Source organism: Isoptericola hypogeus, from assembly GCF_039531145.1.
Lineage (GTDB): Bacteria > Actinomycetota > Actinomycetes > Actinomycetales > Cellulomonadaceae > Isoptericola > Isoptericola hypogeus.
Genome location: NZ_BAAAPM010000003.1, coordinates 1,159,135 through 1,184,131, shown reverse-complemented (window position 1 = coordinate 1,184,131; position 24,997 = coordinate 1,159,135). Strand labels below are relative to the sequence as shown.

Annotated in this window: 23 protein-coding genes; 10 read left to right on the top strand and 13 right to left on the bottom strand. The window is 73.8% G+C overall.

Going from position 1 to position 24,997, the window contains the following annotated elements:
* Positions 1 to 78 precede the first annotated feature (78 nt).
* Positions 79 to 1,410, bottom strand: coding sequence for an alpha-L-fucosidase (locus tag ABD254_RS07595; protein WP_344247188.1), 1,332 nt, complete (start codon positions 1,408 to 1,410; stop codon positions 79 to 81).
* 132 nt (positions 1,411 to 1,542) lie between these two features.
* On the opposite strand from ABD254_RS07595, the gene ABD254_RS07590 reads away from it, so the two are divergent.
* From ABD254_RS07590 to ABD254_RS07570, 5 genes are all read left to right on the top strand, one after another.
* Complete coding sequence (locus ABD254_RS07590; RefSeq protein ID WP_344247186.1) at positions 1,543 to 2,439, top strand: amidohydrolase family protein; 897 nt, start codon at positions 1,543 to 1,545, stop codon at positions 2,437 to 2,439.
* The gene (locus ABD254_RS07585) at positions 2,436 to 3,215 is read left to right on the top strand and encodes an SDR family NAD(P)-dependent oxidoreductase (RefSeq protein WP_344247184.1); all 780 of its coding nucleotides are present in this window, start codon (positions 2,436 to 2,438) and stop codon (positions 3,213 to 3,215) included. The genes ABD254_RS07590 and ABD254_RS07585 overlap by 4 nt, the downstream gene beginning before the upstream one ends.
* Positions 3,212 to 4,216 carry an aldo/keto reductase gene (locus ABD254_RS07580; protein ID WP_425553679.1) on the top strand — a complete coding sequence of 335 codons (1,005 nt, stop codon included), beginning with the start codon at positions 3,212 to 3,214 and terminating at the stop codon, positions 4,214 to 4,216. Before ABD254_RS07585 ends, ABD254_RS07580 begins: the two co-directional genes overlap by 4 nt.
* Before the next feature lie 134 nt (positions 4,217 to 4,350).
* Entirely contained in the window at positions 4,351 to 5,202 is an 852-nt protein-coding gene (locus ABD254_RS07575; RefSeq protein WP_344247182.1) for a fumarylacetoacetate hydrolase family protein, read from the top strand.
* Position 5,203: 1 nt separating this feature from the next.
* Positions 5,204 to 5,653: an RbsD/FucU family protein gene (locus tag ABD254_RS07570; RefSeq protein ID WP_344247180.1), complete on the top strand. Its 450-nt coding sequence runs from the start codon at positions 5,204 to 5,206 to the stop codon at positions 5,651 to 5,653.
* A gap of 4 nt (positions 5,654 to 5,657) precedes the next feature.
* Here the strand turns inward: ABD254_RS07570 and ABD254_RS07565 are convergent, their stop codons facing one another.
* A complete protein-coding gene (locus ABD254_RS07565; protein ID WP_344247178.1) occupies positions 5,658 to 6,368 on the bottom strand; it encodes a FadR/GntR family transcriptional regulator in 711 nt (236 codons plus the stop codon).
* Between the two features lie 92 nt (positions 6,369 to 6,460).
* On the opposite strand from ABD254_RS07565, the gene ABD254_RS07560 reads away from it, so the two are divergent.
* Complete coding sequence (locus ABD254_RS07560; protein ID WP_344247176.1) at positions 6,461 to 6,829, top strand: nuclear transport factor 2 family protein; 369 nt, start codon at positions 6,461 to 6,463, stop codon at positions 6,827 to 6,829.
* On the opposite strand, the gene ABD254_RS07555 is transcribed toward ABD254_RS07560, so the two are convergent.
* The 3 genes from ABD254_RS07555 to ABD254_RS07545 all read right to left on the bottom strand — a co-directional run bounded on the left by ABD254_RS07555 (position 6,819) and on the right by ABD254_RS07545 (position 12,944).
* Positions 6,819 to 8,183: an enolase C-terminal domain-like protein gene (locus ABD254_RS07555; protein WP_344247174.1), complete on the bottom strand. Its 1,365-nt coding sequence runs from the start codon at positions 8,181 to 8,183 to the stop codon at positions 6,819 to 6,821. The two genes, ABD254_RS07560 and ABD254_RS07555, sit on opposite strands and share 11 nt — an antisense overlap.
* Positions 8,184 to 8,338: 155 nt before the next feature.
* Positions 8,339 to 9,010, bottom strand: a complete 672-nt coding sequence (locus ABD254_RS07550; protein ID WP_344247172.1) for a maleylpyruvate isomerase N-terminal domain-containing protein — start codon at positions 9,008 to 9,010, stop codon at positions 8,339 to 8,341.
* An 85-nt stretch (positions 9,011 to 9,095) separates the two neighbouring features.
* Positions 9,096 to 12,944: an Ig-like domain-containing protein gene (locus ABD254_RS07545; protein ID WP_344247170.1), complete on the bottom strand. Its 3,849-nt coding sequence runs from the start codon at positions 12,942 to 12,944 to the stop codon at positions 9,096 to 9,098.
* 168 nt (positions 12,945 to 13,112) lie between these two features.
* Here ABD254_RS07545 and ABD254_RS07540 point away from each other — a divergent pair, with 168 nt between their 5' ends.
* Together ABD254_RS07540 and ABD254_RS07535 are read left to right on the top strand one after the other, a co-directional pair.
* Complete coding sequence (locus ABD254_RS07540; RefSeq protein ID WP_344247168.1) at positions 13,113 to 13,778, top strand: SGNH/GDSL hydrolase family protein; 666 nt, start codon at positions 13,113 to 13,115, stop codon at positions 13,776 to 13,778.
* Positions 13,775 to 14,452 carry a GntR family transcriptional regulator gene (locus ABD254_RS07535; RefSeq protein ID WP_344247166.1) on the top strand — a complete coding sequence of 226 codons (678 nt, stop codon included), beginning with the start codon at positions 13,775 to 13,777 and terminating at the stop codon, positions 14,450 to 14,452. The genes ABD254_RS07540 and ABD254_RS07535 overlap by 4 nt, the downstream gene beginning before the upstream one ends.
* A gap of 22 nt (positions 14,453 to 14,474) precedes the next feature.
* Here the strand turns inward: ABD254_RS07535 and ABD254_RS07530 are convergent, their stop codons facing one another.
* A complete protein-coding gene (locus tag ABD254_RS07530; protein WP_344247164.1) occupies positions 14,475 to 15,587 on the bottom strand; it encodes a GNAT family N-acetyltransferase in 1,113 nt (370 codons plus the stop codon).
* A gap of 122 nt (positions 15,588 to 15,709) precedes the next feature.
* On the opposite strand from ABD254_RS07530, the gene ABD254_RS07525 reads away from it, so the two are divergent.
* Together ABD254_RS07525 and ABD254_RS07520 are read left to right on the top strand one after the other, a co-directional pair.
* Complete coding sequence (locus ABD254_RS07525) at positions 15,710 to 16,411, top strand: helix-turn-helix transcriptional regulator (protein ID WP_344247162.1); 702 nt, start codon at positions 15,710 to 15,712, stop codon at positions 16,409 to 16,411.
* 116 nt (positions 16,412 to 16,527) lie between these two features.
* Positions 16,528 to 16,932, top strand: a complete 405-nt coding sequence (locus ABD254_RS07520) for a VOC family protein (protein ID WP_344247160.1) — start codon at positions 16,528 to 16,530, stop codon at positions 16,930 to 16,932.
* Positions 16,933 to 16,952: 20 nt separating this feature from the next.
* Here the strand turns inward: ABD254_RS07520 and ABD254_RS07515 are convergent, their stop codons facing one another.
* The 7 genes from ABD254_RS07515 to ABD254_RS07485 form a co-directional block, all read right to left on the bottom strand.
* Positions 16,953 to 17,834 carry an amidohydrolase family protein gene (locus ABD254_RS07515; protein ID WP_344247158.1) on the bottom strand — a complete coding sequence of 294 codons (882 nt, stop codon included), beginning with the start codon at positions 17,832 to 17,834 and terminating at the stop codon, positions 16,953 to 16,955.
* A 111-nt stretch (positions 17,835 to 17,945) separates the two neighbouring features.
* A complete protein-coding gene (locus tag ABD254_RS07510) occupies positions 17,946 to 18,941 on the bottom strand; it encodes an aldo/keto reductase (protein WP_344247156.1) in 996 nt (331 codons plus the stop codon).
* Positions 18,911 to 19,759 carry an RraA family protein gene (locus ABD254_RS07505; RefSeq protein ID WP_344247154.1) on the bottom strand — a complete coding sequence of 283 codons (849 nt, stop codon included), beginning with the start codon at positions 19,757 to 19,759 and terminating at the stop codon, positions 18,911 to 18,913. Before ABD254_RS07505 ends, ABD254_RS07510 begins: the two co-directional genes overlap by 31 nt.
* Positions 19,756 to 21,813, bottom strand: a complete 2,058-nt coding sequence (locus tag ABD254_RS07500) for a DUF8034 domain-containing protein (RefSeq protein ID WP_344247152.1) — start codon at positions 21,811 to 21,813, stop codon at positions 19,756 to 19,758. Before ABD254_RS07500 ends, ABD254_RS07505 begins: the two co-directional genes overlap by 4 nt.
* Before the next feature lie 5 nt (positions 21,814 to 21,818).
* Positions 21,819 to 22,787 carry a carbohydrate ABC transporter permease gene (locus ABD254_RS07495; RefSeq protein WP_344247150.1) on the bottom strand — a complete coding sequence of 323 codons (969 nt, stop codon included), beginning with the start codon at positions 22,785 to 22,787 and terminating at the stop codon, positions 21,819 to 21,821.
* A complete protein-coding gene (locus ABD254_RS07490) occupies positions 22,787 to 23,710 on the bottom strand; it encodes a carbohydrate ABC transporter permease (RefSeq protein WP_344247148.1) in 924 nt (307 codons plus the stop codon). Before ABD254_RS07490 ends, ABD254_RS07495 begins: the two co-directional genes overlap by 1 nt.
* 93 nt (positions 23,711 to 23,803) lie before the next feature.
* A partial coding sequence (locus ABD254_RS07485) for an ABC transporter substrate-binding protein (RefSeq protein WP_344247146.1) occupies positions 23,804 to 24,997 on the bottom strand: 1,194 nt, incomplete at its 5' end.

The following is a 24,997-nucleotide window of genomic DNA, read 5'->3' as shown; positions in this document are numbered from 1 at the left end:
GCGTCGACGTCCGCGCGGCCGAGGCTAGTTCGCCCCCGGGAGGGTTTCAAGGCGCCCGGCGCACCCCGCCGCCCGTCGTCAGCGGGCGGGGTCGAGGAACAGCTCGACGACGGGGACGGCAACGGCGGGCCGGGTGGTGGGCAGGTGCAGCGTGAGCGTGCCGGGCGGCTGCCCGCCCGGGTTGGTGTTCCACGCCTGCTGGTCCGGGTCGATGCGCGTGGAGCGCAGCTCGGAGCCGTCGTGCAGGAGCTGCGCGTACCGCACCCGGTCGGCGACGCCGCGCAGGTGCACGTGCCCGAAGGGCCACGCGAACAGGTGCAGGTACAGCCGGTCGGCCCGCTGGGTGACGACGACGCCGGGCGGCAGCCCGGGCGCGAGCGCCGTGGCGAGGTCGGCGTCCGCCGCCCCGGCACCCACGACCGACCGCCGGTGCAGCCGCATCCACTCGCCGACGGCGGCGAGCGTCGCGACGTCGGGCGGGGTGACCGCGCCGCGCCCGTCGGGGCCGATGTTGAGCAGCAGGTTGCCGTCCTTGGACACCGTGTCGACGAGCATCCGCACCAGCAGGTCGGGGCTCTTGAAGTCGGTGTTGTCCCGGTCGTAGCCCCAGCTGCCGTTGAGGGTCTGGCACGCCTCCCACACGACCGGCTCGCCGTCCGGGCCGCGCATGGGCGCGTCGGGCTGGTACTGCTCGGGGGTGACGAGGTCCCCGGGGATGCCGAGGCGGTCGTTGACGACGATGCCCGGCTGCAGCTCGCGGACCGTGGCGAGCAGCTGCTCGGCGTCCCAGTCCTCCGGGTGCTTCCCGCGCCAGCCGTCGCGGTCCCGGCTGTCGGTGAAGTCGAAGAACAGGTAGTCCACCCGCCCGTAGCCGGTGAGCAGCTCGCGCACCTGGGCGTGCAGGTGCTCGCGGTAGCGGGCCATGTCGCGCCCGGCGTTCAGGGCATGGGCGTCGGGGTCGTCGCGGCGCGGGTGGTTGGCGTCGACCGTGTAGTCCGGGTGGTGCCAGTCGAGGAGCGAGTGGTAGAGCCCGAGTCGCAGCCCCTCCGCGCGCACCGCCTCGGCGAGCTCGGCGACCAGGTCGCGGCCGCGGGTGCGGGCGATCGTCCAGTCGCTGACGGCGGAGTCCCAGAGCGCGAAGCCGTCGTGGTGCTTGGAGGTCAGGACGACGTACCCCATCCCGGCCTCCTTGGCGGCACGGGCGATCGCGCGGGCGTCGAAGAGGTCCGGGTCGAAGACCTCGGCGTAGCGCTCGTACTGCTCGGTCGTCAGGCGCTCGCGGCTCATCACCCACTCGTGGCGCGCCGCCGTGGAGTAGAGCCCGAAGTGCACGAAGAGGCCGAAGCGGCTCTCGGTGAACCACGACGCCGGCCCGGCGGGCGGCAGGGGGGCGGATTCGGTCCGGGACACGGGCGTTCACTCCTCGTCGAGCTGGTGGCCTGGGCAAGAGGTCCGACGTATCCGGGGCGAACTTCCGCGAGCGGCTGGACTGGTCGGACGGTGCTTGCTATAGATTAGATGAATTGCGCGAAGGAGCACAGCATGCCCGCCGTCGTCGTCGACGCTCATCATCATCTGTGGGTGCGAGACTGCACGCCGCAGGCCTGGATCGATCCTGCCACCATGGCGGCGATCGACGCTGACTTCACGCCCGCCGACCTGCCCGCGACCCGGCACGGAGTCGGCGCGACCGTCGTCGTGCAGACCGTCAGTCGCTGGGACGAGACCGTCGACCTGCTCGCCACCGCGGCGTCGCCCGAAGGGCGGGGCGCCGGGATCGCGGGCGTCGTGGGCTGGGCCGACCTGTTCGCCCCCGACCTCGGCGACCGGCTCGCGGCCCTGCGCGCGGGCCCGGGCGGCGATCGGCTGGCCGGTGTCCGCACGATGGTGCAGGGCGAGGCCGACCCCCGATACCTCGACCGGTCCGACGTGCGCGCCGGCATCGCCGCCGTCGGCGCGGCCGGGCTGCCGTTCGACCTCGTCGTGCGCGACCGCCAGCTCGCGTCCTGCGCCCGCCTGGCCGGCGCGCTCCCCGACCAGACCTTCGTCCTCGACCACCTCGGCAAGCCGCCGCTCGCGGCGGGCGCGCTCGACGACTGGCGCCGCGACCTCGCCGCGCTCGCCGCGCGGCCCAACGTCGTCGCCAAGCTGTCCGGCCTGGTCACCGAGGCGGACTGGGGCTCGTGGTCGACGGCCGGCCTGCGGCCCGTCGTCGACCACGCCCTCGACGTGTTCGGCCCGGACCGGCTGATGTTCGGCTCCGACTGGCCCGTCTGCCTGCTCGCCACCGGGTACGGGCGCTGGCTCGACGCCGTGCGCGAGCTCCTCGCCGCGCTCGCCCCCGGCGAGCTCGACGCCGTCCTGGGCGGCACCGCGTGCCGCACCTACCGACTCACTGTTCCCACCCCCGTTCCCACCAGCCAGGAGGACCACTCGTGACCACCACCACTGCACACCCGCCCGAGCTCGCCGGTGTCCGCGCGATCGTCACGGGCGGCGCGTCGGGGATCGGGGCGGCCGTCGTGACCGCGATGCTGGCGCGTGGTGCGCAGGTGGTGTCGCTGGACCGCACGACCGAGGGCGTGCCGGCCGGCGCGGGGAGCGAGGTCGCGGACGTGACGGACGACGCCGCGGTGCGGCGCGCGGTCGACGCGGCGGCGGCGGCGATGGGCGGCATCGACGTCGTCGTCAACAACGCGGGCATCGGGGCGCAGGGCACGGTCGCCGACAACGACGACGCGGAGTGGCTGCGGGTGCTGGACGTGAACGTGCTCGGCGTGGTGCGGGTGACGCGGGCGGCGCTGGGGCACCTGCGGGCGTCCGAGCACGCCGCCGTCGTGAACATGGCGTCGATCGCGTCGTGGTCGGGGCTGCCGTCGCGGGCGCTGTACTCGGCGAGCAAGGGCGCGGTGCAGGCCTTGACCCTCGCGATGGCGGCGGACCACGTGCGCGAGGGGATCCGGGTGACGTGCGTGAACCCGGGCACGGTGGACACGCCGTGGGTGGGGCGCCTGCTGGACGCCGCCGACGACCCCGCCGCGGAGCGGGCCGCGCTGGAGGCGCGCCAGCCCACGGGGAGGCTCGTCAGCCCCGAGGCCGTGGCGCACGCCGTCTGCTACCTCGCGAGCCCGCTGGCGACGGCGACAACCGGGACCGCGCTCGCGGTCGACGGCGGGATGCACGAGCTGCGGGTGCGCCCGGCGGGGCAGGCGTGAGCGCGCTGCCCTCCCGGGAGGTGCGCACCACCGGGGTGCGGCTGACCGGCCTGGGGTACGGGGCGGCGCAGGCGGGGAACCTGTACCGGGCCACCTCGGACGCCGAGACGCACGCGGCGCTGGACGCGGCGTGGGCGGCCGGGGTGCGGTACGTGGACACGGCGCCGCACTACGGGCTCGGGCTGTCGGAGCGGCGGGTCGGGGCGTGGGCCGCCACCCGTCCGCGCGAGGAGCTGGTGGTCTCGACCAAGGTGGGCCGGCTGCTCGTGCCCTCGCCCGAGACGGCGCACCTGCGCGACGAGGGGATGTTCGACGTGCCCGCGGCGACGCGGCGGGTGTGGGACTTCTCCCGCGACGGCGTGCTGCGCTCGCTCGAGGCCAGCCTCGAGCGCACCGGCCTGGACCGGATCGACGTCGTCTACCTGCACGACCCGGACGACCACGAGGAGCAGGCGTTCGCCGAGGCGCTGCCGGCGCTGGTCGAGCTGCGCGACCAGGGCGTCGTGGGCGCGGTCGGGGCGGGGATGAACCAGTCGGCCATGCTGTCGCGGTTCGTGACCGAGGCGGACGTGGACGTCGTGATGTGCGCGGGCCGGTTCACGCTCCTGGAGCAGCCCGCCCTCGCGGACCTGCTGCCGGCCGCGGCCGCGCGGGGCGTGGGCGTCGTGGTCGCCGGGGTGTACAACTCGGGGCTGCTGGCGCGCGACGTGGTGCCCGAGGACGCGACGTACGACTACGCGCAGGCACCCCCCGCCGTGCTGGCCCGCACCCGCCGGATCGCCGCGGTCTGCGGGGAGCACGGGGTCACCCTGCCCGAGGCGGCGCTCGCCTACGTCCGCACGCACCCGGCGGTGGCGAGCACGGTCGTCGGGCTGCGCACCGCGGACCAGGTGCGCCAGGCCGTCGAGCGGCACACCGCCGTCGTGCCGGCCGCGCTGTGGACGGCGCTCGTCGACGAGGGCCTGCTCGCCCCCGACGGGCACCCCGACGCGTTCGCCTGACGCTTCCGTCCCACCCAGCCACCCACCCACCGTCCTGCCGAACACGGGGCTGCGATCGCATTCCGGACGGAAAGCGATCGCAACCCCGTGTTCGGCGCATGATGCGAGTTCGCCGACGAAGACGAGGACACCCGATGCAGCTGCTCCGCCTGGGCCCCTTCGGCCAGGAGACCCCCGCCGCCCGAGCCGACGGCGTCACCTACGACCTGCGGCCGCTCACGGCCGACATCGACGGCGCGTTCCTCGCGGCCGACGGCGTGGCCCGGGTGCGGGCCGCGCTGGCCGCGGGCGAGCTGCCCGTGCTCGACGGCGCGGACGCCCTGCGCCGCGGCGCGCCGATCGCGCGGCCCGCCGCGGTCGTGTGCGTGGGCCAGAACTACGCCGCGCACGCCCGCGAGTCGGGGGCCGAGCCGCCGCGCCTGCCGATCATCTTCTTCAAGCACCCCAACACCGTCGTGGGCCCGGACGACACCGTGCCGATCCCGCCCGGTGCGTCGACGGTCGACTGGGAGGTGGAGCTCGCCATCGTGATCGGCCGGCGCGCCGGCTACCTGCCGTCCGTGGAGGCAGCCCGCGAGCACGTCGCCGGCTACACCGTCGTCGACGACGTGAGCGAGCGCACCTGGCAGCTCGAGGACTCCCTGGGCCAGTGGTCCAAGGGCAAGTGCGGCCCGGGGTTCCTGCCGACCGGCCCGGCGCTCGTGCCGGCCGACGAGGTCGACCCGGGCGGCCTGCGGCTGCGCTCGCGGGTCAACGGCGAGCCCCGCCAGGACTCGTCCACGGCCGACATGATCTTCGACGTGGCCGCGATCGTGCACCACCTGTCGCAGTACATGACCCTCGAGCCCGGCGACCTGGTCTGCACCGGCACGCCCGAGGGGGTCGCCCTGTCCGGCCGCTTCCCGTACCTGGCCGACGGCGACGTCGTCGAGGTCGAGATCGAGGGCCTGGGCGCGCAGCGGCACGCGTTCGCCGCGGGCGTCTGACGTGCTGCGCTACGAGCTGCTGCACCCGGGGATGATCGGCGCGCTCGCCGCGGCCGGGCACGGGTCGCGGGTGCTGCTCGCCGACGCCAACTACCCGCACTCGACGGGCGCGCCCCGGGGCGCGGCGCGCGTGCACCTCAACCTGCGGCCCGGCCTGCTGAACGTCGACCAGGTCCTCGAGGTGCTCCTCGACGCGGTCCCGGTGGAGCAGGCCGCGGTCATGGTGCCGGGCGGCGTCGCCGGCGACGTCGTCGCCGCGGGCGAGGAGATCCCCGCCCACGCCGGGTATCGCGCGATGCTCGGGCCCGACGCCGGCTGGCAGGAGCTGGACCGGTTCGCGTTCTACGACGCCGCCCGGTCCGACGACGTCGCGCTGGTGGTCGCCACCGGCGACCAGCGGGTCTACGCGAACCTGCTGCTCACGATCGGCGTCCGCACCCCGCCGGGGTAGCGCGCTACGTCTCGGGGTCGGGCTCCACCTGGTCGGGGGAGGGGAGCGACTCCTCCACGTCGAGGAGGTGGGCGGCCATGCGCACGCGCGCGCCCTCGGCGTCCCCGGCGGACAGGGCGCGCCAGACCGCCTCGTGGTCGCGCTGGGTGCGCTCCTCGGCGCCCGCCTCGTGCCGGCCGCGCCAGAGGCGCTCGCGGAACGTGCGCCCGGCGATCCCCTCGACGAGCGCGGAGATCACCGGGTTGCCGCCCTGGTCGGCGACGATCCGGTGGAACATGGTGTCCGCCTCGATGAAAGCGGCGTGGTCCACCGGATCCTCGGCGAGGGTGCGGGCCGCCCGCTCGAGGACGGCCTTCGCCTCGTCGAGCGCCTCCGGGGTGATCCGGCGTGCGGCGAGGCCGGCGGCCTCCGTCTCCAGGAGGCGCCGCACGGCGTGGAACGAGCGGGCGGAGGTCTCGCCGTGGAGGTCGACGGCGAGCTGCAGCGACGACATGAGGTTCGCGGGGTCGAGGTTCGTGACGTACGTGCCGTCGCCCTGGCGGGTGTCGAGGATGCCGAGCACGGTCAGCGCCCGCACGCCCTCGCGCAGCGACCCGCGCGAGACGCCGAGCCGCTCGGCCAGGTCCTTCTCGACGGGGAGCCGGTCTCCGGGACCGAGCTCGCCGCCCGTGATCATGCGGCGGACGCCGTCGACGACCTCATCGGTGCGGGACATGCACGCAGTATCCCGCAGCCGGACGCCGCCGGGGCATATTCCTCCGATGAATCGCCGTCGTCCTCCGCGCGGGTTCGCCCTACGCTGACGGGATGGCCACGCTGACGCCGGACCGCCTGCTGTCGCTGGAGCACGACGGCTGGGCCTCCCTCTGCGAGGGGCGCGGGGGGCGCTTCTACGGCGGGCTCATGACGCCGGACGGGCTCATGGTGCTGGTCGACGGGTCGGTGCTGGACCGCGCGACGATCGCCGCGACCCTCGACGCCGCGCCGCCGTGGGACTCGTACGAGATCCGCGAGCCGCGCCGCGTCGACCTCGGCGAGGGCGCGGCGGCGCTCGTCTACCGCGCCCGTGCGGTCCGCGGCGACCAGGGGTTCGTCGCCTGGATGTCCTCCACCTACCGCCTGCTCGACGGCGAGCCCCGCCTGGCGCTCTACCAGCAGACGACCGTCACGCACTGACCGCGGCGTCGCCGTCCGCGGCCTCGAGGCGGGCGGCGCTCCAGTACTCGCCGTCGGGGAAGCGGAACCGCGCGACGGACTCCGGATGCATCTGGGTGGAGTAGCCCGGCTCCGACGGGACGACGTACCCGACGCCCTCGCCGGCGTCCTTCACGACGCACGGGTCGGTGAAGTGCTCGTGCAGGTGGTCCACGAACTCGGTGACGCGGCCGTCCAGCGACCCGGAGACGGCGACGTAGTCGAGCACGGACACGTGCTGCACCATCTCGCACAGCCCGACGCCTCCCGCGTGCGGGCACACGGGCACGCCGAACTTCGCCGCCAGCAGCAGCACCGCGACGATCTCGTTGACGCTCGCGAGCCGCCCGGTGTCGAGCTGGCAGTAGTCGATCGCCCCGGCCTGCAGGAGCTGCTTGAACATCACGCGGTTGTGGCAGTGCTCGCCGGTGGCGACCCGCACGGGGGCGACGGCCTCGCGGACGGCGGCGTGCCCCAGCACGTCGTCGGGCGAGGTGGGCTCCTCGATCCACAGCAGGTCGAACCCGGACAGCGCGCGCACCCACTCGATCGCCTGCGGCACGTCCCACACCTGGTTGGCGTCGATCATCAGCGTGATGTCGGGGCCGATCGCCTCCCGCGCGATGCCGAGGCGCCGCACGTCGTCCTCGAGGTTCGCGCCCACCTTGAGCTTGACGTGCCGGTACCCCGCCTCGACGGCCTCGCGGCTCAGGCGGGCCAGCTTGGCGTCGTCGTAGCCGAGCCAGCCGGCCGACGTCGTGTACGCGGGGTAGCCGCGCCGCTCGAGGTGCGCGAGCCGCTCCGCCTTGCCCGGCGCGGCGGCGCGCAGGATCGCCAGCGCCTCGTCGCGGGTGAGGGCGTCGGAGAGGTAGCGCAGGTCGGCGACGTCCACCAGCTGCTCCGGAGTCAGGTCGGCCAGCAGGCGCCACAGCGGCTTGGCGGCGCGGCGGGCCGCGAGGTCCCAGGCCGCGTTGAGCACCGCGGCGAGCGACAGGTGCACCACGCCCTTCTCCGGGCCGAGCCAGCGCAGCTGGCTGTCGGCGGTCAGGTCACGGTAGACGCCGCCCATGTCGGCGGCGAGCTCGTCGAGGTCGCGCCCCACGAGCAGGTCGGCCTGGTACCTGGCGGCGAGCGCCACGACGTCCGTGCCCCGGCCGATGGTGAACGTCAGGCCGTGCCCGGCCAGGGGTGCGCCGTCCGGCGCCGTGCCGTCCGTGTGCAGCACCACGTAGACGGCGGAGTAGTCGGCGTCGGCGTTCATCGCGTCGGAGCCGTCCGCCTGGAGGGACGTGGGGAAGCGGACGTCGGTGATCTCGACGCCGGTGATCGTGGGCATGCGCACCTCTTCGTGGCGATTCAGCGTAAACATCGGATGACTAGAGCCCCAACGTAGCCACGATCGCATCAAGATCGCAAGAAGCGCGCGCTCGAGGTGCCGAGAGATTGGAGGATTTGCGACCCGGCCCGTTCGCGAAAAGGGGCGCGGGCCGCTCACAGCACGCGCAACGCCCCGACCTCGTCGCGCTCGCGGCGGGTGAGCGCCCGCAGCACGGCGAGCGAGCCGTGCCGCGCGGCACCGGCGCCGACGAGCAGGTCGATCGCGACCGCCGTCGCCGCCTCGGGGGCGCGCGCGTCCGCCCCGACGCTCAGCGCCAGGTCGTCGGTGTGCACGGCCAGCTCGACGCAACGGGTGCGGAGGTACTCGTCGAGGAGCATCTCCTCGCCCGGCCGGTGCAGGATCGCCACGCGGCGGTCCGCCGGCTCCCGCAGCAGGCGGTCCCGGACGCGGTCGAGGGCGGCGGCCGTGTCGCCCGCCACGGCCACGGGGCCGGCGGCCGCCGACTCCTCGCTGCGCGCCCGCACGCCGCGGTTGAGGTCCGAGCCCGGGTCCGCCGCGTCGGTGATGCGGGCGTAGTAGGTCACCCCGGAGGTGGCCTCGAGGGTGTCGTCGAGCGGTCCGTCGAGGAACCATTCCACCTGGAGCACGCTGCGCGCGACGTGGCCGGCGAGCGCGCCGACCGTCATCCCGGCGAGCACGGACCCGTCGGCCCAGGCGCTGGCGACGCGCGGGTCGGCCAGCAGGACGGCGGCTCGCGCCGCGGCCTCCAGGTAGGCGGGCCGGACGGCGTCCGGGCTGGTCACGGGGTGCTCGGCGAGGCTCACGGCGCCGAGCCTGGCACGACGAGGGGTGGGCGGGAAGACCCGTCCACCCCTCGCCGCGGACACCGGCAGCGACCGCTGCCAGCCGTCAGGCCGCCGGCGCCACGCTCATCTCCCCGGCCGCGCCCTGGCGATAGACGTGGAAGTACCCGTCGGTCGCCAGGGGGTTGTCGGCCCCGCGGTCGAGGTAGCTCCACACGGGCTCGCCGTCGACGCGCAGCACGATCCGGGTGCCGCCGTCGACGTCGAGGGCCCCGAAGGTGATCTCGTGGGTCGAGCCCGGATCGATGACGTCGTTCGGGAAGATGTCGATCATGAAGACGCCGGGCTTCCAGCTCTGCATCTCGATCTGGTCCTCCTTGATCACCACGAGGTAGCCCGAGTTGGAGTTCTCCCACACCCCCGCGCCCGCCTGCTTCGAGCGCACCGAGAAGCCGAACCACCCGCCGTTGAACTGCCCGAACGACGCGTCGAACCGGAGCAGCTCGTCACCGAACGTCGTCGGCGCGAAGCCGTACTCCTCGCTGGGGGCGAAGTGCGCGCGCCCGTCCGCGACGGTGACCTTGTCGGCCGGCGACCAGCTCGCCTCCTCCAGCAGCCCGGCGCCGAGGTCGGTCACCGGGTGATCGGCGGCCTGCACGGTGATCGTCGACGATGCCGTGATCTCCGGGTGGGCCACCGACGTCGCGGTGATCGTCGCGGAGCCGGCCGCCACGGCACGGACCGTGCCGTCGTCGGCCACGGTGGCCACGGCGGGGTCGCTCGAGACCCACTCGAGCTGGGTGCCCGTCGCGTCGGACGGCGTGAACGTCGGGTCGAGCGCGCGGCGCTCGCCCGGCTCGAGGGTCGCGGCCGACGGCGAGAGCGCGAGACCCGTGAGGTCCACGCCCACCAGGGAGAACCGCACGTCGTCGAAGTCCAGGTGCGCGAACCCCTGGACGTAGAACCCGACCTTCCCGGCCGCGTCGGGGGCCGGGTTGGCGCCCTCGACCACGAGCTCGCCGTCCAGGAGCACGCGGACCGTCTGTGCGGTGACCACGACGCGCACGTCGTAGGCGGTGCCGGGCTCCAGGCCCTGGCCGGCGGGGAGCGTCACCTCCTGAACCGTCCCCCACGCGGCGTCGTGCACCGTCCAGGTCGAGCCGCCCGCGGCGTGCCGGTACCGGACGAACCCGCCCGGCGTCGCGCCCGCCCGGTCGTAGACGATCATCTCGGCGCCCTCCGGCACCTCGGCGGGCGTCGTGACCGTGTAGTCGAGCACGTACTCGGAGAACGACCGGTCGAGCTGCCCGTTCGCCCCGCCGACGACGCGGTAGACCCGGTTGCCCGTCCCGTCGTCGGCGATCGCGCGGTTCGGGTCGGTGGGCCAGCCGCCCGCCCCCGACTCGAAGTCGGTGAAGTGCAGCACGCCGTCGCCCGCGGCCACCGACACAGTGGCCTCGTCGCGGATCGTCGGGTCGCCCGTCGCCTCCACCGACACGACGGCCTCGCCCGGCGCGACGGCCGTCAGCACGCCGCCGGCGTCGACCGTGAGCACCTCCGGGTCGCTCGACGCGTACGTCACGGCCTGGTCCGTCGCGTCCCACGGCAGGGCCGACGCCCGGAAGGCGATCTCGTCGCCCAGGGTCACCGCGAGCTGGTCGGCGGGGAGCTGCAGGGACTCCAGCGCGACCTCGCCGGGCGACTGCGAGTGCCCCACGTGGCCGTCGGTGCCGATCTCGGCGAACGGGATCGCCTCGAAGCCGGGGATCTCGTCGAAGACGGCGGCGTCGTCGGTGAACGTGTAGTCGCCGCCCGCCGCGTCGACGAAGCCGGGGTCGGCGTCCGTCACCCAGTTGTCGCCGTAGTTCAGCAGCGCGTTCCGGTCGAGCGCGCCCTCGGCGTTGACGTCGGCGTTGCGCGGCCGGGTCGGGTTCCAGACCACGTTGCGGTCGAAGGAGCTGTGGTCCGGGTAGTAGTGGTTGTCCTCGAAGAAGTGCGCCAGCTCGGGGTACTTCTCCAGGTACGGCGTGCCGACGAAGTCGTCGTTGTCGGCGAAGACCTTGCGCCACGTCGGCATGTACACCCGGTCGACGGTGTTGTTCTCGCCGTCGCCCATCCACTGCGTGTAGTTGTCGTACGGGACGGTCGTGTCGACGAACACGTTGTTGGTGGCGTCGATGTAGTCGGCCGAGCCGGACTTGATGGCGTCGTTGCCCATGTTCACGAAGACGTTCTGGCTGATCTCCAGGTCCCACGTGAAGTTGTCGGCGTAGATGCCCTCGACGCCGTGCTTGTCCAGGCCGACGTCGTGGAAGTAGTTCTGCCGGAACACGTGCCCGCGCTGCTGCGGGGTCGCGCCCGCGTTCATGTAGATCGCGCCGAGGTCCTGGAACGTCTTGCAGACGTCGTAGACCTCGTTCTGCTCGAACAGGTGGTCGTTGCCGTGCACGATGATCCCCGGGTGGGGGGCGTCGTTGATCTCGTTGCCGCGCGCCACGTTGCCGACCCCGTCGAACATCACGCCCGGGTTGTACGCCTTGTGGTAGTAGGCGAAGTCGTGGATGTGCGAGTTCTCCACGCGGTTGCGACCGGGTTCGAGCGTGGTCTTGTTCCCGCCGGTCAGGGCGACGCCGAGGCCGCCCACGTGCCGGATCTCGCTGGAGACGACGGCGTGGTCGCGTCCGCCGCGGTTCACCGGGATCCCGTCGTAGGTGTAGCGGCCGGGGGAGTTGATGGAGACCCCGCCGTCGGAGAAGTTCTGGACGTCGCTGTTCGAGATGGTCACGTGGCTGCCGCCGAGGATCACGGCGCCCATGGCCCGCCCGTACTCCAGGACCAGGTCGTCGAACGTCACGTGGGAGGCGCCGTCGGTGCGGATCATCGGCTCGTCGAGCGTCGTGACGACGGGCGCGCCGCGCTCGGCGAGGAACGACGCGTTCGGCACCAGGTAGAGCGTGCCGGCATCACGGTCGATGTAGTACTCGCCCGGCGCGTCGAGCTCCTCCAGGAGGTTCTGCGCGAAGTGGAAGTCGGGGTACCAGGTCTTCATCAGGCCCGACATCTCGCCGTAGCGCAGCGTGATCGTCCGCGCGTCCGTGTCGATGGACTCGATCTTGTTGTACGACCACTCCCAGCTCTGGCCGAAGATGCCGTCCAGCCAGATGTCGTCGGCCTGCCCCCAGTACCCGGGCCGGTCGTAGGAGTAGCTGAACACCCCGCCGCGGTCCTGCAGGTCGGCGTCGCCCTCGACGGGGCCCGGGTCGAGGATCTCGTCCATCTGCACGGTGTCCGTCACCGCGCCGGCGTTGGGCCAGCGGGCGAGGGTCATGTCCTCGCCGTCGACGTAGAGCTCCATCGGGGGCGTCGTGCTGACGTCGTTGGCCTTCCAGTACCCGTGGCGGCTCATCTGGCCGTAGTCGTCGATGCCGAGCCCGGCCAGGTCGATCTGCAGGACGTCGTCGTGCGCGGACGTCTCGACGATCCGGTCGAGGACGGCTGCGTCGGTGACGGGGGAGAAGCCGTCGTAGGGCAGCTCGGTGCCGCCAGAGAGGGTGGCCGTCTCGCCGGGGTAGGACCGGTAGGTGACCGGGGCGTCCGCGGTGCCGGAGTCCTCCTCGCCGAGGGTGAACGACGCGTCGCGCTGGTACGTTCCCCCGCGCAGGTAGACGGTGACGGCGCGGTCGCGCAGCCCGGGGCGCTGCTTGAGCTCGCGGATGGTGTCGCGGGCGCCCTCCAGCGTGCGCAGGGGGTTCTTCTGCGAGCCCTTGGCGTCGTCGTCCCCGTCGGGGGCGACGAACAGGGTGATCTCCTTGGGGGGCTTCGCGGGGTTCTTCTCGACGTGCGCCCGGTCGTGGGCGGGGTGCGTGGCCGCGTGCGCCGCGGCGGCAGGGACGCCTGTGCCGACGAGACTGCCGACGACGCAGGCGGCGAGCAGGGCTGACAGATGTCGCTTCATTGCGAGTGCTCCGACCTCTTCGGTGATGGTCATGGACGTGTCGGGTCGGCCTCGACCCACGACTGGCAGCGTGGGGGACGTTACATTAATCGATAATCGGTGACAAGATGTCGGTGGGGCGCCCGACCCGCTACCGTCGGAGCCGCCGCATCGGATCGAAGGAGAGCCATGACCAGCAGCCCAGCCGCACCACGCCTCGTCTTCGTCGGGGACTCGATCACCGACGCCGGTCGGGACCGCGCCGACCGGGCCTCGCTCGGCGACGGCTACGTGAGCCTCGTCGCGCGCGACCTCCCCGACGTCGACGTGGTCAACGTGGGGATCGGGGGCGACCGCGCCGTCGACCTGGAGCGCCGCTGGGAGCGCGACGTCGCGCCGACCGCGCCCGACGTGCTCACCGTCTACGTCGGCGTCAACGACACCTGGCGGCGCTTCGACAGCGACGACGAGACGACGGCCGCGTCGTTCGAGGCCACGTACCGACGCCTCCTGGCTCGGGTGCTCGGCGGCCCGCGGCTGATCCTCGTCGAGCCCTTCCTCCTGCCGGTGCGTGACGAGCAGCGCGGCTGGCTCGCCGACCTCGACGGCAAGCGCGGCGTGGTCCGGCGCCTCGCGGCCGAGGTCGGCGCCGCCGTCGTGCCGCTGCACGCGCTGCTGTCCCGCGCCGCCCAGGACGTGGGCGCCGCGGCCCTCGCGCCCGACGGCGTCCACCCCCTGCCTGCCGCCTCGCGGCTGATCGCCGACGCGTGGCTCGAGGCCTACCGCGCCGGCGCCGTCGAGGACGACGCTGCGGCGCCCTCGACGGTCGACGACGGCGCGACGGTGCGGCCATGAGCGACGCACTGAGCTCGATCACGGGGCTGCAGCGCGGGCTCCTGTCCGACCAGATCTACGACCTCATCAAGTCGATGATCAAGACGTCGGCCCTGGCGCCAGGGGAGCAGCTCGTGGAGTCGCAGCTCGCCCGCAGGCTGCAGGTGAGCCAGGCCCCCGTGCGCGACGCCCTCAAGCGGCTCGCCCACGAGGGCCTCGTGACCCACGTGCGCCACCAGGGCAACTTCGTCGCGCAGTACTCCGACGAGGAGGCGCAGCAGGCCAAGCAGGCGCGCGTGGCGCTGGAGGCGCTCGCCGGCCGGCTCGCCTGCGGGCGGCTCGCCACCGAGGCGCGCTCCAGCCTGGAGAAGGTGATCGACGAGATGCACCGGGCCGTCGACGCCCAGGACCTGCCGGCGTTCCGCGAGCTCGACTTCGGCTTCCACCGCGCCGTCATCGAGGCCAGCGGCAACACCTACCTGCCGCGCATGTGGGACATCATCGAGCCGAGCCTCCGCTCCATGCACCTGCTGGGCGACCCCGAGTTCACCGGCGACTGGCACCAGGTCGCCGACTGGCACCGCAGCCTCCTCGACGTCCTCGACGCCGGGGACGCCGCCGCCGCGTCCGAGCTCTTCGAGGCGCACGCGGCGGGGACGCTGCTGGACGACGGCGGGACCGGGCCGACGGCCTGAGCGCGACGGCGCCGGGAGCGACCTACGCCTGCCAGCCGGTCGCGGCCGCCCATGCCTCCGCACGGTCGGTGATCTGGGCGATCAGCCCGCCCTTGGCGTCGGCGTAGTCGTTCATGCTCGGCCACTCGCGGGCGGCGAGCTCGCGCTTGAGCGCCGCGTACGCGGCGCGGTCGCCGGCGTCGTGCCGGAGCCGGTCGCGGAAGAGCAGGTGCTGTCGCTCCCAGTCGCTGCCCGCCGAGCAGACGTGCACGTGCACGTCGCGCGCGGGAGTGCGGACCAGCCGGTGGCCGGGCTCGCGCACCCGCAGCTCGTACCCCGCGTCGAGGAGGGCGGGGAGGTAGGCGTCCTCGTCCTCGACGTCCGGCACGCTGACGTCGATGTCGACGATCGGCTTCGCCGCGAGCCCCGGCACCGCCGTGGACCCGACGTGGTCGACCCGCGTCGCCCGCGGCCCCAGGGCCGCGAGGATGCGCTCGCGCTCCTGCTCGAACCGCGCCGACCACCGGGGGTCGGGGTCGACGAGCACGATCTCGCGTCGCTCGACCCCGCCGACCAGCTCCACCCCCGTGACCTGGCCCGGGGGCACGGGCTGGGACTGCCACTCCGGCGCCAGGACCGACCAGACCTCGATGTCCTGCCGCACCCCGCGGTACTCGTGGTGCTCGCGCAGCACGCCGTCGCGCCGCATCCCCAGCCGGCGGGCGACGGCGATGCTCGGTGCGTTGCCCGACGCGACCCACCACTCGACGCGGTGGATGCCGCGCTCGCGGATCGCCCAGTCGATGATGACGCGCGCCGCGCGGGTCACGAGACCGCGCCCCGCGGCCGCCGGCTCCAGCCAGCAGCCTGCCTCGGCACTGCCCACCTCCACGCTCATGGTGCGGAACAGGACGCCACCCACCAGCGTGCCGTCCGTCCAGATGCCGTAGAGGCGCCCGGTGTCGGTGGCTGCCTTCTGGGCGTACGCGGCGAGGAACGACCGGCTGGAGTCCAGGTCGGTGATCCGGTCGGGCAGGCCGACGAACCGACCGATGAACTCGCGGCCGCGGTCGATCGTCGCCAGCAGCTCCTCGGCGTGCCACGGCTCCAGCGGGCGTAACTCGGCGCCGTCGTCCCCGAGGGACCTCGCGAACATCGTTCCTCCGGTGGGTCGACGGCCGGTACTGGCGACCGGCGCTGTCGGGGATCCTCCCATGTGAGAGGGACGGGCGGCCGGCGCGGGCGCGGGGCCGCCGGTGGTCCACATAGGGTCGTCGCGTGAACCGGACCGACCGGATGTACGCGATCGTCGAGGAGCTGCGGGCCGTCGCCCCGCGCCCGCGGAGCGCGTCGTGGTTGGCCGGTCGGTTCGAGGTGAGCCGACGGACCGTGGAGCGGGACATCAGCGCGCTGCAGCACGCCGGCGTGCCGGTCTGGGCCGAGCCGGGCCGCACGGGGGGCTACTGCCTCGACCGCGCCAGGACGCTGCCCCCGGTGAACTTCAGCCCCGACGAGGCGGTGGCCGTCGCCGTCGCCCTGGGCGGCCTGGCCGGGACGCCGTTCGCGGGCGGCGGCTCGACGGCGCTGCGCAAGATCCTCGCGGCCATGCGCGACGACGACGCGGCCGCCGCGCACGACCTCGCCGCCCGCGTCCACCTGCTCGGCGCGCCCCTCGACGGGCCCGCGATCCCCGCCGTCCTCGCCGACGCCATCTCCGCACGCCGCGTCCTGCGGCTGCGGTACACCGACCGGGATGGCACCGGGACCGCTCGCGACGTCGAGCCGCTCGGGTTCGTCGGGTCCTCCACCGGGTGGTACCTGCTGGCCTGGTGCCGGCTGCGCGAGGGGATCCGTGCCTTCCGCCTCGACCGGGTCGACAAGGTCACCGCGACCAGCGAGCAGGCTCCCCGGCGGACCGTGCGGCCCGAGGACATCCAGGTGCCGGAGGGGGACCTGCGGACCCTCACCCTCCTGGGCTGATCCCGGGCCGAACGGTCGGGGAATCGTCGAAACACCGACACAGGGGTGTCGCGGAGCGGCGAGACGCTGGTCGGGAGTCGCGGGGAACGCCCGTGGCCGCGACCGGGAGGACCACCATGAACGACCGCACGACCCTCGCCTCCGTGCGCCTCATCACCGACGACGTCGATCGGCTGACCGCCTTCTACGAGCGGCTCACCGGCGTCACGGCGGACCGTCCGTCGCCCCTGTTCGCCGAGGTGCGCACGGAGCGGGGCACCCTCGCCATCGGCAGCATCCGTACCGTCCCGCTGTTCGGCCCCGGGTCAGCGGAGCCCGCGCACAACCGCACCGCCATCGTCGAGTTCCGCGTCGACGACGTGGACGGGCTGTTCGCCCGCCTCGACGACACGGTCGAGGTGGTCACCCCGCCGACCACCATGCCGTGGGGCAACCGGTCGCTGCTCGTCCGGGACCCGGACGGGACGCTGGTGAACTGCTTCTCCCCTGGGAGTCCCGAGGCACGGGCCAGGTTCGCCTAGCAAGCGGCTCCGGTCGAGAGTCACCCCGGGCTGGTGAAGGGCACGGCGCCGCCGTAGAGGCGGTCGGCGGTTCTGGACCACATCGCCGTCGTGCCCGCGTCGTCGAGCGCGGGGAGCGCGCGGGCGGTGCGGTCGACGATCTCGGCGTACGGCGCTACGCGCGCCGACATCGGCCAGTCGCTGCCGAACAGCAGCCGCTCCGCGCCGAACGCATCGACGGCGGCGCGGACGGCCGCGGCGACGCGGGCGGCCTCGTCGGCCACCGCGGGGTCCGAGGCGGCCCGGTGCAGGCCGGAGAGTTTGGCGTGCACACGCGGGCGGGCCGCCAGGCCGGCGAGGGCGTCGCGCCATGCGCGGTCGGGCTCGCCGGCGCCGAGACCCAGGTGGCAGACGACGACGTCGAGCGCCGGGTGCCGTGACGCGAGCGCCGCGACGCCGGGCAGCTGGCTCGGTCGTACCAGCGTCTCGAGCACGCGGCCCGTGGCGGCCAGGCCCTCGCACAGACGGTCGAGCCCCGCGACGTCGGACAGGTCCGCGGCGCCGCCGGGGACGGCGAGCCGGAGGCCCGCGACGGGCACGCCGTCGTCGATCACGGGCTGCGCCATGCCCGCCCAGGCATCGGGGACGTCGGGGCGGGCGTCGTACTGCAGCACGACCGGCCCCGGCAGCGGGCCGTGCGCGCCGGCCTGGCGCGCGAGCCAGCGCGCCTCGGTCTCCGTGTCCGCGGCCTGGACGGCGACGGCGGCGCGGACGGTCACCGGCGCCGTCGCGACCGCGGCGGCGAGGTCGTCGGGGGCGACGCGGCGGGGGAGACCCAGGTCGTCGCGGAACCACGAGATCCGCATCGCGGCCGTGTCCCACAGGTGCACGTGCGCGTCCACCAGCTGGTCAACCGCCGGCATCCGGTCGCCGACCATGCCCTTACGCGCCGCCGACCATGTCGTTGGTCCGGGTTTCGGGCCGTGAATCCCGGAGAAACCGCATGTTCGGCAGGGAGGGTTCGGCGGGAGAGGTCATCGGGCGACGGCGTCGAGGGTCGTCCACAGGTGGTCGGGGATCGCGGCGTCGGCGGCGTCCGCGAACGCGTCGACCTCCGCCGGCGTGCGCGCGCCGACGACGACGGCCTCGACGCCGTCGACCCGCAGCGGCCAGCGGGCGGCAGCGGCGGGCAGCGGGACGCCCGCCGCGTGGCACGCGGCCGCCATCCGCAGCGCCCGGTCCACCTGCTCCGGCGACGCCGGGTGGTAGTCGAAGAACGGGGCGCCGACGGGGTCGGCGAGGACGCCGGAGTTGTACACCCCGGCGGCGACCACTCCGACGCCGCGCTCGCGGGCCGCGGGCAGCAGGTCGACCAGGGCCGTGCGGTCCAGCAGCGTGACCCGGCCGGCGGGCATGACGACGTCCAGCGCGCCGGCGGCCTCGCGCACCAGGCGGGCGACCGGCGCGTTCCGCCCCATCCCCACGCCCACCGCCCGCACGACGCCCTGGTCGCGCAGCTCCAGCAGCGCCGGCAGCGCACCCCGTCCCGGGTGCAGCGCGGCGTCGACGTCGGCCGGGTCGTGCAGGTAGAGCAGGTCCACGCGGTCGGTGCCGAGCCGCGCGAGGCTGCCCTCGAGGCTGCGCAGGACGCCGTCGCGGCTGAGGTCGCCCGCCGTGGCGGAGCCGGTGCCCCCGGTCGGCACGGGGACGCCGTCGGCGTCCACGATCACCCGGCCCACCTTGGTGGCGATCACGACGGAGTCGCGGGCGACACCCGAGAGCGCGGCCCCCAGCCGGCGCTCGCTGACGCCCTCGCCGTAGTGCGGCGCGGTGTCGAAGAACCGGACGCCACGCTCCAGGGCGCGGCCCACCGTCGCCTCGGCGTCCGCCTCGGCCACCGGCGTGAAGAGGTTGCCGATCGGCGCGCAGCCCAGGCCGAACGACGACGCGACCGTCGTGGTCGTCGCGACCCCGCCGGGGCCGCCGCTGCCCGCCGCGCTCAGCGGGCGGAGCTCTGCGCGGAACGCCATGCCTCGAACTCCCCTCGCGTGTCGGGGGTGAGCGGGTAGTAGTCGCTGAGCCGCGCGCCCTCGTCGAGGCGCAGGCGGCTGAAGCCCTCCCACTCCTCGTGGTCCTGCGCGGACGCGACGACCTCCTCGGCCATCGCCTGCGGCACGATGACGGGGCCGTCGTCGTCGGCGACGACGAGGTCGCCGGGCAGGCACAGCACGCCGCCCACGGCGACGGGCACGTCGTACGCCCACGGGAACAGCTCGGACTGCGAGGCGTAGTGCGGGGTGACGCCTGTGGACCACACCGGCAGCCCGAGGTCGCGGATCTTCCCGGAGTCGCGGATGCGGCCGTCCACGACGATCCCGGCCCCGCCCCGGCGCTGGAAGTAGCGGGCGAGGATGTCGCCCACGCACCCCGAGAACCGGCTGCCGTACGCCTGGATCACCAGCACGTCGCCGGGCCGGGCCGCCTCGAGCACGTGCCACAGCGCGGTGTGCCGCTCGACGTACTCCTGCTCGTCGCCGGCGGCGAGGTCCTCCCGCTGCGGCATGAACTGCAGCGTCAGCGCCGAGCCCACCACCCGGTACCCGGGCGCCAGCGGCCGCGGCCCCTCGACGAACGAGTGCCGGAGGCCCAGGCCGTGCAGCTTCGCGCACGCGGTGGCCGAGGAGACCTGCCCCAGCCGCGCCACCGTGCCCGCGTCGGGCCGCCGGTAGGCGCCACCGCGCACGGGCAGCGTGACGTCGGGCCGCACGAGCGGGGCGTCGGTGCCCGCGGGCGCCGGGTGTCCGTTCGACGCGCGGGGGTGGCCGTCGGGCGTGCTGGGAAGGGTCATCGCAGGGTTCCTCCGGCGTGCGGGTGGTGGTGCCGCGGCGTCGCGACGTGCTGGTGGTGCGGCCGCGCCCCAGAGGGCGCGGTGCGCAGCACGAGGTCGGCGCGGTGCGACGGCGGGAGCTCGACGAGCAGGTCGTCGGCGTCGAGGGGGAGCGTCACGGAGGTCGCCGACCCCGGCGTCGCGGCCGACGCCGTGGACGGGCCTGGGTACGCGCCGCCGGTCTCGCCGCGGACGACGACTCCGACGAGCCGCTGCTCGCCGAACCGCGACGGGCGTACACGCACCCGACGCGTGCGCGTGGTGGACAGGTTGACCAGCGTGAGCTCGACGCGCCCGGTGTCGTCGCCGAGATCGACGTAGCCGTCGCCAGGTCGACCCTCGGTACCTCGATCTCGCGCCGGATACCTCGATCTCGCGTCGAGGGACGTGACCAGCGCGGCGACGTCGGGCGGCAGGCCCGGCCGGCCGCGGTCGGCGTCCGTGTACGCGACGGCGGCGAACGGCAGGCCGCCGTTGTAGAGCGTCTGCGGCGTGCCGGTGACGAGCTGCCCCAGCACCTCGGTGACCACGGGGTTGGCGCGCTGCCAGAAGTGCAGGTGCACGGTCTGGGGGTCCACCGGCTCGGCGTCCATCAGCGCGACGCGGCGCGCGAGCTGCCCGAGCGCCATCGAGAGCGCCCGCTCCGGGTAGTCGGGCAGCCGCCCGTCGAGGAACGCGAGCCACGGCCCCTCGTGCCCGGCCTCGACCTTGTCGCGGAACGGGCGCACCTCGGCCGAGCCCGGCGTCCCCTCCAGCACGCGGTCGAGCCGCTTGCGGTCGCCGTCGTCGCGCGTCCACCACCACAGCCAGGTGGGGAGGTCGAGCTGGAGCGGGCCGAGGTCGAACCAGCCGTCGGCGCCGTACCGGTACGGGACCAGCAGGGCGGGCTCGGCGGCGTGCGGCCCCAGGCGCTCCAGCCAGCTGCCCCGGAGGCTGAACGGGGTCTCGGTGACGGGGGCGGTGACCGCGTGCTCCAGCACCGTGTCGAGCATGGTGCGCACCAGGTCCAGCGGCCCGTCGTCGCGCGTGCCCGTGCCCGCGCCGGAGACGAACGACGCGTTGACCGCGCCGATCAGCGTGCTCATGCCCACGGAGTGCAGGCCGTGCGGCCAGGTCCAGCCGTAGTGCCCGCCGTACCAGGCGCCGTCGTGCAGGCCGCCGACCGTCCCGTCGGGCGCGACGTTGTCGGGCATGAGCCCGCCCGGGGCGCTCCCGGCGGCCGCCCGCTCGCGCCACCCGTCGACGTACCGGGTGACCCACGCGGCCGACGCGGCGTCGCCGTCGTACAGCCACCGGTTGACGACGAGCGACGTCGCCGCGAGGTTGACCGCCGTGTCCCCGGCCGCGCGACGCTGCAGCTCGTCGCCCATGAGCTGCGCCCTCGCCGGGTCCTCGAGGTCCTCCCAGCGCGAGATGCCCGGCAGTCCGTGCAGCGGCAGGCCGTAGGGCCGCATGTAGTCGAGCGACGCCGGGTACGTCAGCCACTCGGTGCCCAGCCCGGGCAGCGGACCGCGCGCCCCGTTGTGCGGTGCGGTGACCATGTTGCGCGCGGGGTCGTAGTTGCCGTGCGCCGGGTCGGTGTAGAGCGCGGCGAACCGGCGGGCGCGCTCGGCGAACCGCTCGTCGCCGGGGTCGGCCGCGCACAGGCCGTAGAAGAACAGCAGCGACTCGCCCTGGTGGAACCAGTCGTAGCCGTTCTCGTACTCGCCGGTGAGCATGCCGGCCTCGGTGAGCTGCGTCGTCACGCCCTCGAAGTGGTGCTTGGCCGCGTCGAGGACGTCGTCGCTGCCGCCGAGCGCGTAGAACGCGGGCCAGTTGAAGAACGGCTCGTAGAGGTCGTCCACGCCGTCGCGGTGCTCGAACCCGCCCGCGTGCAGTATGCGGCCGTCGGGCCCGCAGTACCGCTCGGCGAAGAGGCGCCAGGCCTCCTCGGTCGCGTCGAACAGGCGCCGCTCGAGCACCGCCCACGCGGGGACCTCGCGCAGGGGGGTCGTGGGGATCTTCGGCTCCGGCACCGGCGTCAGCCCTTCGTCGCGCCGGCGACGAGGCCGCCGATGATGTGCCGCTGCATGAGGACGAAGAACAGCACCGCCGGCGCCACGGCGAGCAGGAGCGTCGGGAAGACCGTCGTGTAGTCGGTGGAGAACTCGCCCACCGCCGCGTACACGCCGGTCGTGACGGTGTAGATGCCGGAGCTCGGCCCGAGGATGATCTGCGGGCTGACGAAGTCGTTCCACACGCTGATGGAGTTCAGCACGACGATCGTCGCCACGACGGGCCGCATGATCGGGAAGAGGCACGACCAGAACGCACGGATCTTGCCGGCACCGTCCAGCGACGCGGCCTCGTCGATGTCGCGCGGCACGGTGCGCAGGTAGGCGGCGAACAGGAAGATCGTCACCGGCAGGGTGGCCGCCGTCTCGAACAGGATGAAGCCCGGGACGGTGTTGATCAGCCCCAGCACCCGCAGGACGAAGACCACCGGGATGAGCGTGACCTGGCCGGGGATGAACAGCCCGGACACGAAGAGCAGCAGCAGCCCCAGGTGCCACTTCGAGCGGCCGCGGGCGATGACGTACGCGACGGGGGCCGCGAGGGCGATCCCGAAGACGTTCACGAGCGCGACGAACAGCAGCGTGATGCCGTAGGCGTTCACGACGTTGAACTTCTCGCTGGTGAGCGCGGCCTGCAGGTACTCGAGGCTGAACGTGTCCGGCGAGATCGCGAGCGGGGAGGCGATGATCTCCTCCTGCGGCTTGAACGCGTTGATCACCATCGTGTACAGCGGCACGAGCATGACCACCGCGACCAGCCCGAGCACCGTCCACTTCACGACGCGGGCGGACAACGGGGTGCGGGCCCCCCGGGCCCGCGGCGCGCGGCGCGGCCGTGGCCGGCCGCCCGCACGCGTCGCCGTCGCGCCCTGGTCGCCGGGCGCCGTCGGCCCGGGCTGCGTCGCACCGGGGTGCTGGGGTGCTGCCGTGGTCATCACTCCGCCACCTTCTTCTCCGCGCCGCGACGGGCGAACGTCACCGCCAGGCCGAGCACGGCCGTCACGACGAGCAGGATCACGGACTGCGCGGCGCCGAAGCCGAGCTCCGACTGCCCGAACGAGTTCTTGAGGATCTGGTAGACGATCGTCTGCGTCGACCCGGCGGGGCCGCCGTCCGTCAGCGCGAGCACGACGTCGTACACCTTGAGCAGGCCCACCAGCGTGAGCACGAGGTTCACCGTGAAGACGGGCGCGATGAGCGGCATCGTCACGCTGCGGAACTGCTGCCACCGGGAGGCCCCGTCGATCGTCGCGGCCTCGTAGTACTCGAGGGGCACGGACTTCATGCCGGCGAGGAACAGGATCATGTTGAAGCCGAACGACGACCACACGATCGTGAGGATCACGCTCGCCTTGGCGAAGCCGACCTCGGTGAGGAACGGGACCGCCGGGATGCCGACGTGCGCGAGCACGCCGTTGACCGCACCCTCGGGCGCGAGCATCGCGGACCAGAGGAACCCGATGATCAGCGAGCTGATGATGTACGGGTAGAAGAAGATCGTGCGCATCAGCGTGTTCGCGCGCCCGCTCCCCGAGATGAGCGCGGCCAGCGCGAGTCCGACGCCGTTGCACAGGATCGTGCCGAAGAAGGCCACGACCGCGGTGAAGACGGCCGCGTCGACCGTGCGGGGGTTGCGGAACGCCTCGGCGTAGTTGTCGAGGCCGATGAACGTGAAGCTCAGGCTGAAGCCGTTCCAGTCGGTCAGGCTCAGCACGAAGGCGAGGATCATCGGCACGATGAACATCGCCAGGAACACGAGGACGGCCGGGCCGCCCATGACGATGCCGGGGAGCCGCTCGCGCCACACGCGCGCCGCGGGGCGGCGGCGTGCGGGCGCTACGGCGAGGGTGGAGGCCATGCCTCAGACCATCCTTTCTGTCGGCCGAGTCTGCGGTTCCGCTCCGGGCGAGTGCCTCGTTCCTCGGCCCTCACCCTTCGCTTCACCTCCGCCTCAGCCGAGGCTCGAGGCGAACCAGTCGTCCATCGCCGAGAGCACGTCCGCGGCGGGGGTGCCGCCGATGAGGGCCTGGGTCTGGGCGTTGATCTCGTCGGAGTAGCCGGTGGGGAGCGTGCGCTCGCCGTAGCCCTGCCCGGTCGGGGTGTAGGCCTCTGCGGGCGTGTCGGCGACGATCTGCTGCAGCTCGGTGCCGAGGTCCGTCATCTCGTACTCGTAGCCGTCGCGGAAGTTGCCGTCGACCTCCAGCTGGTCGGCGACGGCCGTCTGGTCGGTCACGAGGAACTCGACGAGCTTCGCCGCAGCGTCCTGGTCCTCGGACGACTTGAGGATCGAGTACGGGCTGGCGATGTTCGCGCCCATGGCCGGGCCGTCGGTCCCCTCGAACGCGGGCGCGCGGAAGACGCCGATGTCGGCGGGGTCGGTGGCCTTCGCCTCGGTGCCCGCGAACCAGCTGCCCATGGGGTAGATCGCGCTCTTGCCGGACAGGAACGCCTGCTCGGCGTCCGGGTACTTGATGCCCAGCGCGTCCTTGGGGACGTAGCCCTCGGCCACCCACTCGGCGTAAGTCTCGACGGCGGGGCCGTAGGTCCCGGAGAACGTGTCCTCGCCCGCGCTCATCCGCGCGAACCAGTCGGGGTCCTCGGCGATGATCGTCGGCAGGCCGAGGGCCTGCAGCGAGTGGCTGGTCATCCAGTCGCCGCCGGTCTGGACCGGGGTCCAGCCTGCGTCGGCGAGCTTGCCGAGCGCGTCGGTGAGCTCCTCGACGGTGGTGGGCACGGCGGTGATGCCGGCCTCCTCGAACGCCGTCTTGTTGTAGAACCACAGGCTCTGGAGCTGGACGCCGATGCCGGCCATGTAGGTCTTGCCCTCGATCGAGTACTGCTCCGCGAGCGGGGCGGACGTGGCCCAGTCGTACCCCGAGAGGTCGACGAGCTCGGGTGCCATCTCGACCGTGGGCGGCAGCGACTGCACGACGTCGGGCGCGTCGCCGGCCGTGAGCAGGCGCGGCAGCGCGGCGGCCACGCCCTCGGCGCCCGGGTTCTGGACGACGACGTCGATGCCGGCGTTCGCGTCCTCGAACGGCTTCACCAGCTCGTTCCAGAACTCCTCGGTGAGGTTCGGGGTGACGTTGACGAGCATGGTCAGCTCGGTGGTGCCGCCGTCGTCGCCGCCGTCCTCGGACGACGC

Coding starts and splice junctions, on each gene's coding strand:
- ABD254_RS07510 (WP_344247156.1), bottom strand. CDS start 18,941: ATGGCGTTCCGCGCAGAGCTCCGCCCGCTGAGCGCGGCGGGCAGCGGC.
- ABD254_RS07495 (WP_344247150.1), bottom strand. CDS start 22,787: ATGACCACGGCAGCACCCCAGCACCCCGGTGCGACGCAGCCCGGGCCG.
- ABD254_RS07490 (WP_344247148.1), bottom strand. CDS start 23,710: ATGGCCTCCACCCTCGCCGTAGCGCCCGCACGCCGCCGCCCCGCGGCG.
- ABD254_RS07565 (WP_344247178.1), bottom strand. CDS start 6,368: ATGTCCCGCACCGATGAGGTCGTCGACGGCGTCCGCCGCATGATCACG.
- ABD254_RS07530 (WP_344247164.1), bottom strand. CDS start 15,587: ATGTTCGCGAGGTCCCTCGGGGACGACGGCGCCGAGTTACGCCCGCTG.
- ABD254_RS07545 (WP_344247170.1), bottom strand. CDS start 12,944: ATGAAGCGACATCTGTCAGCCCTGCTCGCCGCCTGCGTCGTCGGCAGT.
- ABD254_RS07505 (WP_344247154.1), bottom strand. CDS start 19,759: ATGACCCTTCCCAGCACGCCCGACGGCCACCCCCGCGCGTCGAACGGA.
- ABD254_RS07515 (WP_344247158.1), bottom strand. CDS start 17,834: ATGCCGGCGGTTGACCAGCTGGTGGACGCGCACGTGCACCTGTGGGAC.
- ABD254_RS07535 (WP_344247166.1), top strand. CDS start 13,775: ATGAGCGACGCACTGAGCTCGATCACGGGGCTGCAGCGCGGGCTCCTG.
- ABD254_RS07555 (WP_344247174.1), bottom strand. CDS start 8,183: ATGCCCACGATCACCGGCGTCGAGATCACCGACGTCCGCTTCCCCACG.
- ABD254_RS07590 (WP_344247186.1), top strand. CDS start 1,543: ATGCCCGCCGTCGTCGTCGACGCTCATCATCATCTGTGGGTGCGAGAC.
- ABD254_RS07540 (WP_344247168.1), top strand. CDS start 13,113: ATGACCAGCAGCCCAGCCGCACCACGCCTCGTCTTCGTCGGGGACTCG.
- ABD254_RS07520 (WP_344247160.1), top strand. CDS start 16,528: ATGAACGACCGCACGACCCTCGCCTCCGTGCGCCTCATCACCGACGAC.
- ABD254_RS07575 (WP_344247182.1), top strand. CDS start 4,351: ATGCAGCTGCTCCGCCTGGGCCCCTTCGGCCAGGAGACCCCCGCCGCC.
- ABD254_RS07560 (WP_344247176.1), top strand. CDS start 6,461: ATGGCCACGCTGACGCCGGACCGCCTGCTGTCGCTGGAGCACGACGGC.